We start from the raw sequence: 17,060 nt of genomic DNA on the forward strand, positions 1-17,060 counted from the left end.
CGTTCGCCCTAAAAGTTCTCTTCCAGGTACTTCTTCGCCAGACCCGAGGCGCGGGCGTCACTGGAGGCCACCTGCTCCAGCAGCTCGCGGGCTTTCTGCTGATCGCCCAACTGGTGGTAGACGGTGCCCAGTTTGTAGCGGCCGTCCCACACCTTGGTGGAATTGGGATGGCCTTCGAGCAGCGCCACGAACCACTGGCGCGCCTCTTCCAGGTTGCCCTGCACCAGGGCTATCTCGCCCAGCCAGTAGTTGGCGTTGGGGGCGTACTTGCCGTTCGGGTAGTCCTGGAGCAGACGCTTGAACTCGGCGCGGGCGCCATCGTAGTCGCCGTTGCGGGCAAGTCCGAAGCTGGCCTGGTAGCGATCGCGCTCGTCCTCGCTGGCGACGGGCGCCGGCGCAGTCGGGGCGAAATTGGTCGCACCATTTTCGGCGGCACCATTATTCTCCCCATTTTCACCCGGGGGCTGCTGCGACGGTTCGGTGCCGGCCAGGCGGGCGATGCGCCTGTCCAGGTCCATATAGTCGTCGGTGCGCTGCTGCTTCAGGCGCTTGACCTCGTGGCGCAGCTCTTCCACCGCGCCGCGCAGCTCCTGCACCTCCTGCTGCAACACCTGCATCTGGTAGTATGCCTCAGCCTGAGGATTGGCCTGGCGGGGGCGCTGGACGGATACCGGCGCGCGCGCTATCTGGGTCTCCCGGTACTCGGGTTCGGAGTAGACGGGCTCGGAATAGGAGGAGTCCGGATACGAAGACGCCGACTGCCGGGCGCTGCCATTGGACAGGTCGACAATCGGCGCCTGTGAGAATACGGGCGATGCCGCAGCCATTACGGCTGCGGCAGTCGCGACGCTTTTTATAGCAATACGTCTAATCGTTAAAGCCATTGGCATCCATTGACGATTAGTTGATTACGACGCGACGGTTCATCGCGCGAGAGCTTTCGCTGGAACCGGTCTGGGCCGGGCGCTCTTCACCGTAGCTGATCACTTCCAGGCTGGAGGCGTCCACACCCTGCAGTACCAGGAAGTCGCGCACGGCGTTGGCGCGGCGCTCGCCCAGGGCCAGGTTGTACTCGCGGGTGCCCAACTCGTCGGCGTGGCCTTCCAGGCGCACGGTGCCGCTGTTGCCGCGCATGCGGTCGGCGTGCTGAATCAGCAGCTCGCGGGTCTCCGGCTTCAGCAGGGACTGGTCAAAGTCGAAGTAAACGACATTATCCAGCGGCGCCACGGGAGTCGGCTCGGCCGGAGTATCCACAACCGGTTCCGGGGTTTGCTCGACCATCTGCTGGCCGCTGGTTTCGCTTTCGGTGCTGGCACAACCGCCCAATACCGCCAGAACGCAGGCCAGACCGAGGCCGGTTTTTACTGATTTCAACATAAGCTACTCCGCTTTTAGTGTTATCGAAAAAATGCTGTAAGACTTTTATTCGTCTGTTTCAATCCACGCCCGCCGCCCAAGGGGTTTGTTTGGCGGGCACCCCTTACAATCAAGAAAGTCAATCAAAGTAAGGCGACCACGCCGGTTCGCGCACATCGCCCCGCTGGGACGGCAGGCTGTACTTCACCCCGGCATCCAGCGATACCGCCGCCAGGATGCCCTTGTTCCCCCGCTTGGTGGCGTACATCAGCATGGCGCCGTTGGGGGCAATGCTGGGGGATTCGTCCAGGGTCGTCTCCGTGAGGACACGCATTCTGCCGGTATTGATATCCATCGTCGCAATCGTAAAGACCCCCCTGCTGCGATGTACCATTACCAGCGTTTTCCCATCGGGTGACACACGCGGCCTTGCGTTATAGTCACCGTCGAAGGTTAAGCGGTCTACTTGACCAGTGGCAAGGGTCAATTGGTAAATTTGTGGCTTACCTCCCCTATCCGAGGTGAAAACCAGCGATTTACCGTCCGGCATCCAGTTCGGCTCTGTGTCGATCGAGAAGTGCCGGGTCATCCGCGTGAACTTGCCGCTTCCCAGATCCAGCACATAGATCTCCGGATTGCCGTCCTTGGAGAGCACCATGGCCATTTTGGTTCCGTCCGGCGACCAGGTGGGCGAGCTGTTGATACCCTTGAAGTTGGTCAACTGCTGGCGCGCACCGGTGCGCAGGTTCTCGCGGAAGATGGCCGGGCGCCCCGTCTCGAAGGACACATAGGCCACTTCCTGCCCGTTCGGCGACCACATGGGCGACATCACCGGGGCGCTGAAGCGGCGGATCTCCTTCGCCCGTGCGCCGTCGATATCCGCCTGCATCAGCACATAGCTGGGCTGCCCGCCGCGGGTCTGCTCCAGCACGTAGATCATCTGCGTGGAGAAGGCGCCGCGGATGCCGGTGATCGCCTCGAAGATCTCGTCCGCCGCGCGGTGGGCGATATCCCGCAGTTGCTGGCTGCCGCCGCTGACCTGCTTGGTGAACATCTTGTTCTGACCGAAGACGTTCACCAGGTCGAAGGTGAGCAGGTAACCCGCCGCCTGGGGTTCTATACGACCGGTAACCACGTATTCGGTTCCCAGTATCCGCCAGTCCCGGAAAACGACTTCTTCCGGGTTCTTCGGGAAGGACAGCATGTCCTCCTGGGGCACCGGCGCGAAGAGGCCGCTGCGGCGCAGGTCGGCGGAGATGATTCCGGATACATCCTCCGGCAGCACCCCCCCGCCGGACCAACTGAACGGCGACACCGCGATCGGGGTCGGGTCCTGGCTGCCCCGGGTGATTTCCACCACCAGCTGCGCCTGTGCGGCAGCGGCAAACAGGTAGTGGGCGATTGCGACAGCTAAAAACAGTTTCAGTTTTCTAATCATTGGCGCAGGCCTTCGACTCTGAAAATCAATTGTGTTGTGCGTATCTGGCGCTCGAACAGCGCCGGCTCTTCGCGGGCCAGCTCCGCGACCTCGGGAAATACCTCCACCTTGCGCACCGCGGTGATCACCGAGCGGTCCAGGGCGGCGTTGCCGCTGCTCTTGACGACATTGGCAGCCACCACGCGGCCGGTGGGCACGAAGCTGATCTGTACCTCCGTCACCATACCGTTGCGCGCACTGGGCGGCCAGCTCAGTACCGATTCGATGCGCTGCTGGATCGCCTGGGCCACGGACATGACCGCCTGGGTGTCCTCGCGCGCGTCGAGCAGCTCCTCCTCTTCCTCCAGCGCCTCCTCGAAGGCGCTCTGGCGTTCGCGCTCCATTTGTTCCTGGCGCTCCTTCTCTTTCCGCTCCTTTTCGCGGCGGGCCTTTTCCTCGGCCGCTTTTCGCTTGCGCTCGGCCTCGGCCTTGCGCTTCCTCTCCGCCTCCGCCTTCTTCTTGCGCTCCAGGGCGGCTCGGCGCTCCTTCTCGGCCTCTGCCTGGCGCTGGCGTTCCAGTTCGCGCTGGCGGCGCTGCTCGCGCAGATCCACCTTGGGTGGCGCCGTTTTCTTGGTTGTCAGGGCCTCCGCACTCACCAGCTTGGCCTGCACGAACTTCGGCATCGGCTTGCGCTCGGGCTCCCTGGCCTCCCAGCCGAAGCTGAGCACGGCGATCAGCAGGCCGTGAAACAGGACGCTGACGAGGACCGGCAGGAAATAGGAACTGGTGTTATTCATCGCGGCTCTTTTATTCCCGCTATTCCTGCGGCGGCTCGGTCACCAGGCCCACGCTGGGCGCGCCGGCCTGCTGCAAATGGGTCATGGCGCTTACGATCAGGCCGTACCTGGCATCGGTATCGCCCCATACCAACACCGGGGTCTTGGGTTTTTGACGCAAAACCTTGGCCACAGTTTCCTTGATCTCGGCCAGCGGCTTGGCCTCTTTCTCCTCCTCGCCCAGGTTCAGGTAGTAGGTGCCATCCGCGCGCACCGAGACGATCAGCGGCTCGTCGTCGGTATCCTCGATCGGCGCCGAGGGCGCATCCGGCAGGTCCACCTTGACCCCCTGCATCAGCAGCGGCGCGGTGACCATAAAGACGATCAGCAGCACCAGCATCACGTCGATGTAGGGCACCACGTTGATCTCGGATACCAGCTTCTTCTTGCCGCCCTTGCGAAATACACCCATAGCTCAGCTCCGCTCAGCTCGCGTGCACTTTGCGGTGCAGGATCGAGGAGAACTCCTCGGCGAAAGTCTCATAGCTGGACAACAGCCAGTCCGCCTTGGCCGAATAGCGGTTGTAGGCCATCACCGCCGGGATAGCCGCAAACAGGCCCATGGCGGTGGCCACCAGGGCCTCGGAGATACCGGGCGCAACGGTGGCGATGGTGGCCTGGTGCATGGTGGCCAGGCCGCGGAAGGAGTTCATGATGCCCCAGACGGTACCAAAGAGGCCGATATAGGGGCTTACCGAGCCGACGCTGGCCAGGAACGGCAGGTTCATCTCCACCTTCTCCTGCTCCCGGGACATGGCCACGCGCATGGCGCGCTCCGTGCCCTCCATCACAGCCTCGGGGCTGCTGCGGCCCTGCTGGCGCAGGCGGGTGAACTCGGTGAAGCCGGCGCGGAACAGGGACTCGACACCGTCGGTCTTGCCGCGCTCGGCGCGGCCGTTGCCCTCCCGGAACAGCTGGTTCAGGTCGGCGCCGGACCAGAAGCGGCGCTCGAAGTTGACCAGCGCCCGCCTGGCGCGGGACAGGTAGAGCCCGCGCTGGATGATCATGACCCAGGAAATCACCGAGGCCAGCAGCAGTATCAACATCACCAGCTGCACCAGCAGACTGGCATTCTGTATCAGCCCCCACAGGGAGAGTTGTTCACCGGCGTTCATCTTCTAAATAGCTGCCTTTAATGCTGAGTGAATGGGTTCGGGTAGCGCGCAGGGCCTGCGGCTGTCGTCCGCGACGCAGGCGACTTTGACCACACCCTCGCAAATAATTTCATTGTCGCGCCAGATTTTTTGCTCGAAGGTCACCGCGGCGCGCCCCAGTTTGTCAATCGCGGCGGTGGCCCGCAAATTGTCGTCGAGCCACGCCGAGCGGCGGTACTGTATCTCCGCCGAGTGCACCACCAGCAACAGGCCCTGCTCCGGCATGGCGGGCTTATCATAGCCGAGGGAGCGCACGAGTTCTGTGCGCGCGCGCTCCATATACTTCAAATAATTCACGTAATAGACGATTCCGCCCGCGTCCGTGTCCTCGATATAGACGCGGATGGGGATGCTGAAGGGGTCGCTCATTGGGCTCCGATGCAGTCTCTTGTGTGATTTTCAGTGTTCGTTTGTCGGGTGGTTTTTGGGCTCGGGACTCGGACTCGGACTCGGGACTCGGGTATGGTACCGGAGTTAAATCCATAGGGATAAGCGCAAAGCGCATCCACCTGGCGCCCCGCCGCCAACCCCTTCCCCGCAAGCGGGAGAGGAAAGCTACCCTTTCCGGCCTCCTCGCTCCCCTCCCCGAGTCCCGGGTCCCGAGTCCCGAGTCCCGAACAACCGGTCCGGCTTCGGTATGCCGAAATGCTCATAGGCCAACGCTGTCACCACCCGCCCGCGCGGGGTGCGGGCGATATAGCCCTGCTGGATCAGGTAGGGTTCCAGCACATCCTCGATGGTGTCCCGCTCCTCACTGACCGCCGCCGCCAGGCTGTCCACCCCCACCGGGCCGCCGTCGAACTTCTCGATCATCGCCAGCAGCATGCGCCTGTCCAACTGGTCGAAGCCGCGCGCATCCACGTTGAGCATATTCAGCGCGGCGTCGGCGGTGGCGGCGTCGACGCTGCCGTCGCCCTTCACCTCGGCGTAATCGCGCACCCGCCGCAGCAGCCGATTGGCGATACGCGGCGTGCCGCGGGCGCGGCGGGCCACCTCCAGGGCGCCGCCCTCGTCCATCCCCACCCCCATCAAGCCGGCGGAGCGGCGCACTATGCTGGTCAGGTCCTCGACGCTGTAGAACTCCAGGCGTTGCACTATGCCGAAGCGGTCCCGCAGCGGCGAGGTCAGCAGGCCGGCCCTGGTGGTCGCGCCGACCAGGGTGAAGGGCGGCAGGTCCAGCTTGATCGAGCGGGCCGCCGGGCCCTCACCGATCATGATGTCCAGTTGGTAGTCTTCCATCGCCGGGTACAGCACCTCCTCCACATGGGGACTGAGGCGGTGTATCTCGTCGATAAAGAGCACGTCGCCGGGCTCCAGGTTGGTCATCAGCGCCGCCAGGTCACCGGCCTTCTCCAGCACCGGCCCGGAGGTGGTCTTGATGGCCACATCCATCTCCGCGGCGATGATATTCGCCAGGGTGGTCTTGCCGAGGCCCGGTGGGCCGAACACCAGCGTGTGGTCCAGGGCCTCACCGCGCAGCCTCGCGGCCTGGATAAAGATCTCCATCTGCTCGCGCACCACCGGCTGACCGACGTAGTCCGCCAGGGATTTGGGGCGCACGGCGCGGTCATACTGCTCCTCCTGGCCGGAGGGGCCTATGGGTTCGGGGGCTATGAGGCGGTCGGCTTCGATCACAGAGGGCTCCCGGAATGCGAAATGATGAATGCGGAATGCGGAATACGCGCCGTGCCGCAGTGCCAGGTTCGGACGCCATGCCCGCGATCACGCGCTGCTGCCGCCGCCGGTTTTGATCGCGGCCATGGGCCGCTCCTACAGGTGATTTCGAGATAATTCATTCCGCATTCCGCATTCATCAAGCTGGCGCCATGCTCTTCAGGGCCAGGCGAATCAGGGTGGCGCTGTCGGCGTCCGGCTGCTCCTTGCAGGCCTTCGCCACCATCTTGCTGGCCTCGGTGGGCTTGTAGCCCAGGGCCGCCAGGGCGCTCTCGGCCTCGCCGGCGTGGTCCACCTTCGGCGCAACCGCGGCCATCAGCGGTATATCGTTGCTGTCGCCGAACTGCGGCGCCAGCTTGTCGCGCAGTTCTATGATCAGCCGCTCGGCGGTCTTCCTGCCGACGCCGGGCACTTTCACCAGCGCGGCGACATTGTCCTCCGCCACACAGCGGGACAGGGCGGCGCCGTCCAGGCCGGACAGTATCGCCAGGGCCATCTTCGGGCCCACGCCGTTGACCTTGATCAGGGTGCGGAACAGTTGACGGTCCGACTCGCGGATAAATCCGTACAGTGTCTGCGCGGTTTCCGAAACCGCCAGGTGGGTGTGCAGCTGCACCGACTGCCCCAGGGGCGGCAGTTCGAAGATGGTGGTCATGGGGGCCAGCAGCTCGTAGCCCACGCCCTGCACGTCCACCAGCAGGTTGGGGGGCTGTATTGCGGCCAGGGTGCCGCTCAGTCTTCCTATCATTCTTCTGTCTCTTAACTACCAACTGGCACAGTGTTCGATGCGAAGGCACTGATGCCGGTACTCCCCCTTGCGAGACTGTCTGCGAGAGGGACCTCGCAGACAAGCCTACAGGGATGTATTCACGGGGGGCGCCTAGCCCGCGTCTCGCAAGGGAGTACCGGCAGCAGTGCCGCCACCGCCCCCACCAGAACACATCAGGAAATACTCAGGCGGCCGCGACGGAAACTGCTGCGAGCACCGCCGGCGGCCTGAATCAGGGTCTGCATGGTGTGCATATGGCAGAGGGCCACGGCCAGGGCGTCGGCCGCATCCTCCTGGGGCGAGGCCGGCAGGGACAACAGGGTCTTCACCATATGCTGCACCTGCAGCTTGTCCGCCGCCCCGGTGCCCACCACCGCCTGCTTGACCTTGCGCGCCTCGTACTCGGCCACCGGCAGTTCCGCGTTGGCGGCGGCGACTATGGCCGCGCCGCGGGCCTGGCCCAGCTTCAGGGCCGAGCCGGCACTCTTGGACATAAACACATTCTCGATCGCCATCTGTTCCGGCCGGTACTGCTGCGCTATCTGGCTGACCGCGTCGAAGATCAGCTTGAGCCGTTCCGGCAGGGGGGCCTCGGGTATGCGGATCACACCGCTGGCCACATAGATGGCTTTATTGCGCTGCACGTCGATCAGGCCGTAGCCGGTTTTGCGCGAGCCGGGGTCTATGCCCAGGATTCGGGTCACAGGCTGCTTCCCTGTACGTTTATCCAAATAATTTGCGGGAGTGTCCCAAGGTGGGCGGGGGGGCGTCAAGGGAGGGGAATGAATGCGGAATGCGGAGTGATGAATGCGGAATGGGCCTGCGGCCGCCCCTCTCCCCCACCCCCCTCTCCCCGAAGGGGCGAGGGGAGCTATCCTTTCGCACTGGAACAATCGAGTCCCGAGTCCCGAGCCCCGAGTCCCGAGTCCCGAGTCCCGCAGTATTATGCCAGTTGTTCCATCACCTCGGCGGGGATGTCGGCGTTGCTGTAGACGTTCTGCACATCGTCCAGGTCTTCCAGCATATCCACCAGGGCCATCACCTTCTCGGCGCCGTCCTTGTCCAGCGGCACGGTGGTGGACGGGATCATCGCGATCTCGGCATTGTCCGGGGTGAAGCCGGCCTCGGTGAGGGCATCCTTCACCGCCATGTAGTCGGTGAACTCGGTGGTGACCTCGATGCTGCCGTCCTCGTTGGTCTCGATATCCTCGGCACCGGCCTCCAGGGCCGCCTCCATCAGCGCGTCTTCATCCACACCGGGCTCGTAGTAGAGCTGGCCCTTGCGGGAGAAGAGATAGGCCACGGAGCCGTCGGTGCCCAGGTTGCCGCCGCGCTTGGAGAAGGCGTGGCGCACTTCGGCGACGGTGCGGTTGCGGTTGTCGGTCAGGCATTCCACCAGTACGGCGACGCCGCCAACACCGTAGCCCTCGTAGGTCACCGCCTCGTAGTTCTCGCCATCGGCATTGCCGGCGCCGCGGGCGATGGCCTTGTCGATGGTGTCGCGCTTCATGTTGTTGCTGAGCGCCTTGTCGATGGTGGCGCGCAGGGTCGGGTTGTCATCCGGGTTGGGACCGGCCTTGGCGGCCACGGTCAGCTCGCGAATGATCTTGGTGAAAATCTTGCCGCGTTTGGCGTCCTGGGCCGCTTTGCGGTGCTTGATGTTGGCCCATTTACTATGTCCGGCCATTGTCCTCTCCGTTCAATTCGCAGGATGGGCAAAGCGCAGCGCGCCCATCAGCTCAATTTGATGGGCACGTCGCTGCGCTCCTCTGCCCTATCTGACCGCCATGGATGGCGGAAATGCCGATTTTGCAGGAGCAAAAATCGGCCTACAGCTTTTCAGCCGACCTGTTCTTCTCTCTGGCGCAGGCGGATGTTCAGTTCGCGCAGCTGCCTGGCCTCCACGGTGCCCGGGGCGTCGGTCATCACACAGGCCGCGGTCTGGGTTTTCGGGAAGGCGATGACGTCGCGGATCGAATCGCTGCCGGTCATCAGCATCACCAGGCGGTCGAGGCCGAAGGCCAGGCCGCCGTGGGGCGGCGCGCCGTATTTCAGTGCGTCCAGCAGGAAGCCGAACTTCTCGCGCTGCTCCTGCTCCTCGATACCGAGAATATCGAATACCGCCTGCTGCATGGCCTGGTCGTGGATACGCACGGAACCGCCGCCCAGTTCGGTGCCGTTCAGCACCATATCGTAGGCGCGGGACAGGGCGTCCAGCGGATTCGCCTCCAGCTCCTCCGGCGTGCAGGAGGGCGCAGTGAAGGGGTGGTGCAGCGCGGTGAGGCCACCGCCGTCCTCTTCCTCGAACATCGGGAAGGCCACCACCCACAGGGGCGCCCAGTCGCAGGTGTAGAGGTTCAGGTCGGCGCCCAGCTTGCAGCGCAGCGCTCCCAGGGCTTCAGAGACGACCTTGGCCTTGTCCGCGCCGAAGAAGATCAGGTCGCCATTCTCGGCCTCGAGGCGGTCGAGAATCGCCGCGCGCACATCGTTGGGCAGGAACTTGACGATCGGCGACTGCAGGCCGTTCTCCAGGTCGGACTTGTCGTTGACCTTGATATAGGCCAGGCCCTTGGCACCGTAGATACCGACGAACTTGGTGTAGTCGTCGATCTGCTTGCGGGTCAGCCTGTCGTTGCCGCTGGGCACTTTCAGGGCGGCAACGCGGCCCTTGGGGTCGTTGGCCGGGCCGGAGAACACCTTGAAATCCACTTCGGTGAGCAGATCCTTGATCTCCACCATTTCCAGCGGAATGCGCAGGTCCGGCTTGTCGGAGCCGTAGCGCAGCATCGCCTGGTAGTGGGTCATGCGCGGGAACTCGCCCAGGTCCACACCCTTCAGCTCCTGGAACAGCTTGCGCACCATGCCCTCGGTGATGGACATGATGGCCTCCTCGTCGAGGAAGGAGGTCTCGATATCGATCTGGGTGAATTCCGGCTGGCGGTCCGCGCGCAGGTCCTCGTCGCGGAAGCACTTGGCGATCTGGTAGTAGCGGTCGAAACCGGACACCATCAGCAGCTGCTTGAACAGCTGCGGCGACTGCGGCAGGGCGAAGAACTTGCCCTCGTGGGTGCGGCTCGGCACCAGGTAGTCGCGGGCGCCCTCGGGGGTGGCGCGGGTCAGGATCGGGGTCTCGATATCCAGGAAGCCCTGCTCGTCCAGGTAGTTGCGGATGGCCGTGGTCAGCTTGGAGCGGAAACGCAGGTTGTGCTGCATCTCGTTGCGGCGCAGGTCCAGGTAGCGGTACTTGAGGCGCACGTCCTCGCCCACCGCGGTGTGCTCGTCCAACTGGAAGGGCACTGTCTCGGCGACGTTAAGTATCTCCAGCTCTGTGCCGTAGATCTCTATCTCGCCAGTCACCATGTTCGGGTTCACCGCCTCCGGCGCGCGGGCCCGCACGCGGCCGGTGACCTTCAGCACATACTCGCTGCGCACCCGGTCGGCCTTCTCGAAATACTCCGCGGCGTCCGGATCGAACACCACCTGGGCGATACCATCGCGGTCGCGCAGGTCGATAAAGATCACTCCGCCGTGGTCGCGGCGGCGGTCGACCCAGCCACAGAGGGTCACTACGCGGTCTATGTCCGCTGTACGAAGGGCGCCACAGTAGTCAGTGCGCATGGATGCAAATTCCCGTTGTCTGTAGATGAATCATGGGGGCCGCCGTACGGCAGCCCCGGCTCAGCTCGCCTCGGCCTTCCTGGCTGCGGGCTTGTCCGCCTTGGACTTTACCCCACCAGCCTTGGCCCCGTTGGCCGCGTCGCCGGCCAGGTTCTTCTTGCTGCCAGTCTTGAAATCGGTCTCGTACCAGCCGCCACCCTTGAGGCGGAAGCCGGCGGCCGAGATCTTCTTGCGCAGCTCGGCCTTGTCGCAGGCCGGGCAGTCGGTCAGCGGAGCGTCGCTCATGCGCTGCAGGGCCTCCATCTCGTGGCCGCAGGCATTGCACTGGTATTCGTAGATCGGCATTGCTAGTGTCCTCTGTGGATACCCACACCCGATGGTTTAAGGGGCGCAGATTATACATGACCCCCGGAGCGGGAAGAAGCTGCGGCCGCAATCGGCAACAGGCCGACCACAAACCTGGCGCAGGCCTACGATCCCGACCGCAAAACCCTATAAAAAAGCACTATTTTTCCTGCATTTTCCCGTGCAGGCGAACAAAAACTATATATACTTCCCCTCAACACCCGCGGCGGCACCCCGATTCCCCGGATGCGCGCCGCGGGGGTAAGAACACATTTTCACTGGAAAAACACTAATAGAAGGAAGCTACTCATGGCCGCAAAGAAAAGCGCAGCTAAGAAAGCCCCCGCCAAGAAAACCGCAGCCAAGAAGGCCCCGGCCAAGAAGGCAGCCGCCAAGGCCGCTCCGGCCAAGAAGGTCACCGCGGTTAAGGAGAAGTACACCAAGACCCAGATCCTGAACCAGATCGCGGAGAACACCGAGCTGTCCCGCAAGCAGGTCCAGTCCGTTCTGGACGAGCTGACCAACGTGATCGAGGCCCACGTGAAGAAGCGCGCAGTGGGCGAATTCGCCCTGCCGGGCCTGCTGAAGATCACCACCGTGAAGAAGCCGGCCAAGAAGGCCCGCAAGGGTATCAATCCCTTCACCGGCGAGGAGACGATGTTCAAGGCCAAGCCCGCCAGCATCCAGGTGAAGATCCGCCCGCTGAAGAAACTGAAGGAAATGGCCGAGTCCTGATTCGCGCCCTTCCCGCACGAAAAACCCCGCCCCGGCGGGGTTTTTTATTGCCCCCTCCTCCAGCCCCCTGCATTTAGCGTAAAATGTCCGTCCCCAAAGCAACACAACCAGAACAGAAGCCCTTATGCGCGCAACCCGCTACCTGATCGCCACCCAGAAAGAAACCCCCAACGACGCCGTGGTAATCAGCCACCAGTTGATGCTGCGCGCCGGCATGATCCGCCGCCTGGCCTCCGGTCTCTACACCTGGCTGCCCACCGGCCTGCGGGTCCTGCGCAAGGTGGAGCGCATAGTGCGCGAGGAGATGGACCGCGCCGGCGCCCTGGAGGTGCTGATGCCGGTGGTGCAGCCTGCGGAGCTGTGGCAGGAATCCGAGCGCTGGCAGCAATACGGCCCCGAGCTGCTGCGCATCCGCGACCGCCACGACAACAGCTTCTGCCTGGGCCCCACCCACGAGGAGGTGATCACCGACCTGATCCGCAACGAGATCAGCAGCTACAAGCAGTTGCCGGCCAACTTCTACCAGGTACAGACCAAGTTCCGCGACGAGATACGCCCGCGCTTCGGCGTGATGCGCGCGCGGGAGTTCACCATGAAGGACGCCTACTCCTTCCACCTGGATCCGGATTCGCTGCAGGAAACCTATGACGTGATGCACGGCGCCTACTGCCGCATCTTCGACCGCATCGGCCTGGACTACCGCCCGGTGCTGGCGGACACCGGCTCCATCGGCGGCTCCCACTCCCACGAGTTCCACGTGCTGGCGGACAGCGGCGAGGACGATATCGCCTTCTCCACCGAATCCCGCTATGCCGCCAACGTCGAGCTGGCGGAGGCGGTGGCGCCCGCGGGTGAGCGCCCGGCGCCTTCGCAGGAAATGGAAGAGGTGCACACCCCGGGACAGAAGACCATTGCCGCGGTGAGCGAATTCCTGCAAGCGGATCCGGCCCGGTCGGTGAAGACGCTGATAGTGCTGGGCGAATGCGAAGAGGGTGAAACCGCTCCGCTGGTGGCCCTGGTACTCAGGGGCGACCACGAACTGAACGAGCTGAAGGCGGAGAAGCTGCCCGGTATCGCCAGCCCGCTGCAGTTCGCCCCGGAGCAGCGCATCGCCGACGAACTCGGCTGCGGTATCGGCTCCCTGGGCCCGGTGGGCATGAAGATCGAGACCATCGTCGACCGCTCCGCCGCCCAGCTGGCGGACTTCGTCTGCGGCGCCAACAGGGACGACTACCACTACACAGGGGTCAACTGGGGCCGCGACGTGGAATTGGGCCGGGTCGAGGACCTGCGCAACGTGGTCGCCGGCGATCCCAGCCCGGATGGCCAGGGCACTCTGGAGATCAAGCGCGGCATCGAGGTGGGCCATATCTTCCAACTGGGCGACAAGTACAGCCGCGCGATGAACGCCACCGTACTGGACGAGAACGGCAAGGAGCAGGTGATGGTCATGGGCTGCTACGGCATCGGCGTTTCCCGCATCGTCGCCGCCGCCATAGAGCAGAACCACGACGACGCCGGCATCATCTGGCCGGATGCCATAGCGCCCTTCCAGCTGGCGATAGTGCCGATCAACCTGCACAAGAGCGACGTCGTGCGGGAGAAGTGCGAGCACCTGTACGAATCCCTGCGCGCCCAGGGCGTCGACGTGCTGCTGATGGACGAACCCAAGGCACGCCTCGGCGCCATGCTCGCCGACGTGGAACTGATGGGCATTCCGCACCGCATCGTCGTCGGCGACCGCGGCCTGGAAAAGGGCGTGGTGGAGTACAAGGGCCGCCGCGACGCCGAGAGCCAGGAGTTTGCGGAATCGCAGCTGGAGGAAGTGCTGCTGAAGATGATCAACAGGCACTGAGTCTCAGGGAGCCCCTTGTAGGAGCCTGTTTGCAGGCGAATGGCTACGAAGCACCGCCCTATTCGCCTGCAAGCAGGCTCCTACAAGCAAGATCCAGCAACACCGATAATTCATGATAAGAAGCTGCCTCATTTCAATCTTCCTCCTCCTCGCTGTTTGCGCCCAGGCGCAAACAATCCCGGAGATAGACCCGGAGCTCAAGCGCGCCCTGAAAGAGGCGGTTACCCAGGCGGACAGCTTCGCCGACCGCTTCGACGCGGAGGTCTGGCTGATGTCCAAGTCCCAGCCGCTGGCGCGCTATATCAAGGATCCGAAGGAGCGCATGCGCGTGCTGAAGGCGGTGCACCGCGAGGCCACCCTCGCCGGGCTGCGCCCGGAAATCGTCCTCGCCGTAATCCAGATAGAGAGTGCCTTCGACCCCTATGCGGTGTCCCGGGTCGGCGCCCAGGGCATGATGCAGGTGATGCCCTTTTGGAAGAAAGAGATAGGCCGCCCGGACGACAACCTGATCGATATGGACACCAACCTGCGCTACGGCTGCACCATCCTCAAGCACTATATCGGCAAGGCCAAGGGCAACCTGGCCAATGCGCTGGCCTACTACAACGGCAGCTACGGCCGCCACACCTATTCCAGCAAGGTGCTGGATGCCTGGGCTTCCAGATGGCGCTAGACAATAGCGTAGGTTGTGCCGAGTCTTGCGATGCCCAACAGGGTGCCGGCGGTAATCGTTGGGCTTCGCGGAGCTCAGACCAACCTACGCTCTGACCACCAACCACCGACCACTGAAACATGACTCTCAGCAGCAGTTACACTTTCTTCACCGGCGCCGCCTGCGGCCTGTTGCTGCTGGCAGCGGCCAAGCTGGCGATCAGCTATCGCCGCCAGGCCGTCGCGCGCTGGCTGCTGTTGCTGATCAGCGGGGCCTTCTTCTACCTGCTGCGCCCGGTGCTGCCGGAGCGGGGTCCGCTGCTGGACTTCCTTGTCGACCTGCCCACGGAACTGATCCCCGGCGCCTTCTGGCTCTTCAGCTACGCCCTGTGCAGTGAGTGCGAGCGCTTTCCGCGGCTCGGCTGGTCACTGATCGCGGTGAGCGTCGCGGTCGGCCTCGCCGCCGCGCACCTGGACGCGGAGCGGTTCCCGGCGCTGTGCCACTGGCTGTACCTGCTCAAGCAACCGCTGCAGCTCGGCCTGATCGGCGCCGGCCTGCTGACACTGCTGCGCCAGTACCAGTCGGACCTGGTGGAATCCCGCCGCAACCTGCGCGCCTGCCTGCTGATTGCCATCGGCAGTTACATGCTGATCGTGGTCTGCGCCGAGTTCCTGTTCTCCTATCGGGCGGTGCCCGCCGGTGTACCGACAATGCACGCGGTACTGGCGAGCGGGCTGGCACTGGGCGCCTGCCTGTGGCTGCTCGCAGTTTCGCCCCAGGCGCTGGCCGAGTCCCTGCCGCGCGCGGCGGTGGCCGAAAGCGAGGAAGAGGCACCGGCAGCGGAGCCGCCGCCGCTGGACGAGCAGCAGCGCCTGCTGCTGGAAAAGTTGCAGTCCCATATGCAGGGCGGCGGCTACCGCCGCACGGGCCTGACCATCCGCGAACTGGCGGAACAGCTGGACGCCCGCGAGCATGTGCTGCGCGCGCTGATCAACCGCCACCTGGGTTACCGCAACTTCAACGAATACCTGAACCAGTTCCGCATCGACGAGGCCAGCGCGCGCCTCGCGAATCCGGCCCAGGCGCACCTGCCGGTGCTCACCATCGCCCTGGATATCGGTTACCGCTCCCTGAGCCCCTTCAACGCCGCCTTCAAGCGCCGCCACAACCAGACCCCCACCGAATACCGCCGCGAGCAGCTGCCGGACTGAATCGACCGTTTTTCGGAATCCGTCAGCTGTTTTTTCGCTTTCCGCAAGCGCCTTCCCGCACTTTCGGACAGACTCCAGTCACTGACCTGTAGGGGCGAACCTTGTGTTCGCCCAACCGGCCAATGGGCGAACACAAGGTTCGCCCCTACGAATCGGCATCGAAGCCACCGGCAACAAGAATAAGAAGGTGAGACTATGGACTTCCTGTGGGAACTGGCCCAAGACTGGGCAGTGCACTTCCAGCGCGACCTATTCCGCTACCTGCTGGCGGCCACTGCGGTCAGCCTTTCGGTCAGCTGGCTCTTCCGCGGCTGGATGAACCGGCGCCGGCTGCAGAAGCGCCGCGCGAGCTGGAAGGACATCCGCCGCGAAGTCGGCTTCTCCATGCTCACCCTGGGCGTATTCGCCACCATCGGCATAGTCACCAGTATCCTGAAAGACTGGGGCCTGGTGCAGCTCTACTGGCAGTGGGGCGACTACCCGCTGTGGTGGAACCTGGCCAGCCTGCCGGCCGTGATACTGCTGCACGATGCCTACTTCTACTGGGTGCACCGCGGCATGCACCACCCGAAACTCTTCAGGCACTTCCACCGCGTGCACCACCTGTCCCGCACCCCGACGCCCTGGGCCGCCTACAGCTTCTCCATCGGCGAGGGCTTCCTGATGGCCGTCTTCTCGCCGCTGGTACTGATGCTGCTGCCGCTGCATGTGCTCACCTGGCTGTCATTTATTTTCGTGATGATCTTCCGCAACGCCATGCTGCACGCCGGCTGCGAGTTCCACCCCCGCGGCTGGGTCGACGGCCCGCTGGACTTCATGACCACCACTACCCACCACGACCTGCACCACCAGCGATTTCGGGGCAACTACGGTTTCTATTTCACCTGGTGGGATCGCTGGATGGGCACCGAGTTCAAGAATTACAAAGAAGTGTTTCGCCAGGCGGTCGATGGCGAATTCGGTGATGAGACGGGCCCGGCAAAGGCGCGGGCCGTCACCTAGGAATTGCGGCTGATCGGCAGATGTCCGCATGTTTGTGCGCGGCCTCCGGGCCGCGCCTTTTTACCCGCCCCCGCGGCTTTTTTGCTCCCCAAACGTCTCCGGCCGGGCACCGCGCGACAGCGCCGGCTCGCCCCGTGACGGCTGTTTCCACCCGAATTTTTGCCCGCCTGCCCCCACCCCTTCATAACTGACTGATTTTCATAATCTTTTCTTCCTGCAACGGCAAAAAGAAAGCAGCGCCAAATTCCATTGCGGTGCTTGTGGAGCAAAATGGAAACGATTACATTGTTTCGCAGCCCGACTCGATGGCCGCAGTCGAATGCCAATATCTGCAGGCGGCAGGCCGGGCACGACCTAAAAAATAAATACGATAAAAACAGGCGGTATCGGGCTGTTCTGCAAACGGCCAGCGTACCCGAGCCTATTTCCGCACCTC

18 protein-coding genes are annotated in these 17,060 nt (G+C 63.7%); 5 read left to right on the forward strand and 13 right to left on the reverse strand.

Features of this window, described 5'->3' with window-relative positions; all coding sequences use genetic code 11:
- Positions 1–8 precede the first annotated feature (8 nt).
- From ybgF to AC6R19_RS02580, 13 genes are all read right to left on the reverse strand, one after another.
- Complete coding sequence (gene ybgF / locus AC6R19_RS02520) at positions 9–827, reverse strand: tol-pal system protein YbgF (RefSeq protein ID WP_500577905.1); 819 nt, start codon at positions 825–827, stop codon at positions 9–11.
- A 73-nt stretch (positions 828–900) separates the two neighbouring features.
- Entirely contained in the window at positions 901–1,377 is a 477-nt protein-coding gene (locus tag AC6R19_RS02525; RefSeq protein WP_500577906.1) for an OmpA family protein, read from the reverse strand.
- 118 nt (positions 1,378–1,495) lie between these two features.
- Positions 1,496–2,794: a Tol-Pal system beta propeller repeat protein TolB gene (gene tolB / locus AC6R19_RS02530; protein WP_500577907.1), complete on the reverse strand. Its 1,299-nt coding sequence runs from the start codon at positions 2,792–2,794 to the stop codon at positions 1,496–1,498.
- Complete coding sequence (gene tolA, locus AC6R19_RS02535; RefSeq protein WP_500577908.1) at positions 2,791–3,570, reverse strand: cell envelope integrity protein TolA; 780 nt, start codon at positions 3,568–3,570, stop codon at positions 2,791–2,793. The genes tolB and tolA overlap by 4 nt, the downstream gene beginning before the upstream one ends.
- Positions 3,571–3,589: 19 nt before the next feature.
- Entirely contained in the window at positions 3,590–4,021 is a 432-nt protein-coding gene (tolR, locus tag AC6R19_RS02540; RefSeq protein WP_500577909.1) for a protein TolR, read from the reverse strand.
- 13 nt (positions 4,022–4,034) lie between these two features.
- On the reverse strand, positions 4,035–4,724 hold the full coding sequence (tolQ, locus tag AC6R19_RS02545) for a protein TolQ (protein WP_500577910.1): 690 nt from the start codon (positions 4,722–4,724) through the stop codon (positions 4,035–4,037).
- A 3-nt stretch (positions 4,725–4,727) separates the two neighbouring features.
- Positions 4,728–5,132, reverse strand: coding sequence for a tol-pal system-associated acyl-CoA thioesterase (gene ybgC / locus AC6R19_RS02550; protein ID WP_500577911.1), 405 nt, complete (start codon positions 5,130–5,132; stop codon positions 4,728–4,730).
- A 186-nt stretch (positions 5,133–5,318) separates the two neighbouring features.
- The gene (gene ruvB, locus AC6R19_RS02555; protein WP_500577912.1) at positions 5,319–6,398 is read right to left on the reverse strand and encodes a Holliday junction branch migration DNA helicase RuvB; all 1,080 of its coding nucleotides are present in this window, start codon (positions 6,396–6,398) and stop codon (positions 5,319–5,321) included.
- 178 nt (positions 6,399–6,576) lie between these two features.
- Positions 6,577–7,185: a Holliday junction branch migration protein RuvA gene (gene ruvA / locus AC6R19_RS02560; RefSeq protein WP_500577913.1), complete on the reverse strand. Its 609-nt coding sequence runs from the start codon at positions 7,183–7,185 to the stop codon at positions 6,577–6,579.
- Positions 7,186–7,379: 194 nt separating this feature from the next.
- A complete protein-coding gene (gene ruvC, locus AC6R19_RS02565) occupies positions 7,380–7,910 on the reverse strand; it encodes a crossover junction endodeoxyribonuclease RuvC (protein WP_500577914.1) in 531 nt (176 codons plus the stop codon).
- A gap of 239 nt (positions 7,911–8,149) precedes the next feature.
- Positions 8,150–8,893: a YebC/PmpR family DNA-binding transcriptional regulator gene (locus AC6R19_RS02570; protein ID WP_500577915.1), complete on the reverse strand. Its 744-nt coding sequence runs from the start codon at positions 8,891–8,893 to the stop codon at positions 8,150–8,152.
- Positions 8,894–9,045: 152 nt separating this feature from the next.
- Positions 9,046–10,824: an aspartate--tRNA ligase gene (aspS, locus tag AC6R19_RS02575; RefSeq protein WP_500577916.1), complete on the reverse strand. Its 1,779-nt coding sequence runs from the start codon at positions 10,822–10,824 to the stop codon at positions 9,046–9,048.
- 60 nt (positions 10,825–10,884) lie between these two features.
- Positions 10,885–11,169 (reverse strand): FmdB family zinc ribbon protein, encoded by a 285-nt coding sequence (locus tag AC6R19_RS02580; RefSeq protein WP_500577917.1) that lies wholly within the window; start codon positions 11,167–11,169, stop codon positions 10,885–10,887.
- A gap of 309 nt (positions 11,170–11,478) precedes the next feature.
- Between AC6R19_RS02580 and AC6R19_RS02585 the strand changes: the two genes are divergently transcribed.
- The 5 genes from AC6R19_RS02585 (at position 11,479) to AC6R19_RS02605 (ending at position 16,624) form a co-directional block, all read left to right on the forward strand.
- Positions 11,479–11,904 (forward strand): HU family DNA-binding protein, encoded by a 426-nt coding sequence (locus AC6R19_RS02585; protein WP_500577918.1) that lies wholly within the window; start codon positions 11,479–11,481, stop codon positions 11,902–11,904.
- Between the two features lie 124 nt (positions 11,905–12,028).
- Positions 12,029–13,759: a proline--tRNA ligase gene (locus AC6R19_RS02590; RefSeq protein ID WP_500577919.1), complete on the forward strand. Its 1,731-nt coding sequence runs from the start codon at positions 12,029–12,031 to the stop codon at positions 13,757–13,759.
- A 112-nt stretch (positions 13,760–13,871) separates the two neighbouring features.
- Positions 13,872–14,432, forward strand: a complete 561-nt coding sequence (locus tag AC6R19_RS02595) for a lytic transglycosylase domain-containing protein (RefSeq protein WP_500577920.1) — start codon at positions 13,872–13,874, stop codon at positions 14,430–14,432.
- A gap of 119 nt (positions 14,433–14,551) precedes the next feature.
- Positions 14,552–15,622, forward strand: coding sequence for a helix-turn-helix transcriptional regulator (locus tag AC6R19_RS02600; protein ID WP_500577921.1), 1,071 nt, complete (start codon positions 14,552–14,554; stop codon positions 15,620–15,622).
- Positions 15,623–15,817: 195 nt separating this feature from the next.
- Positions 15,818–16,624 carry a sterol desaturase family protein gene (locus AC6R19_RS02605; protein WP_500577922.1) on the forward strand — a complete coding sequence of 269 codons (807 nt, stop codon included), beginning with the start codon at positions 15,818–15,820 and terminating at the stop codon, positions 16,622–16,624.
- The last annotated feature ends 436 nt before the right edge of the window (positions 16,625–17,060 follow it).

The sequence above is a fragment of the Microbulbifer sp. SE14 genome, assembly GCF_059834885.1.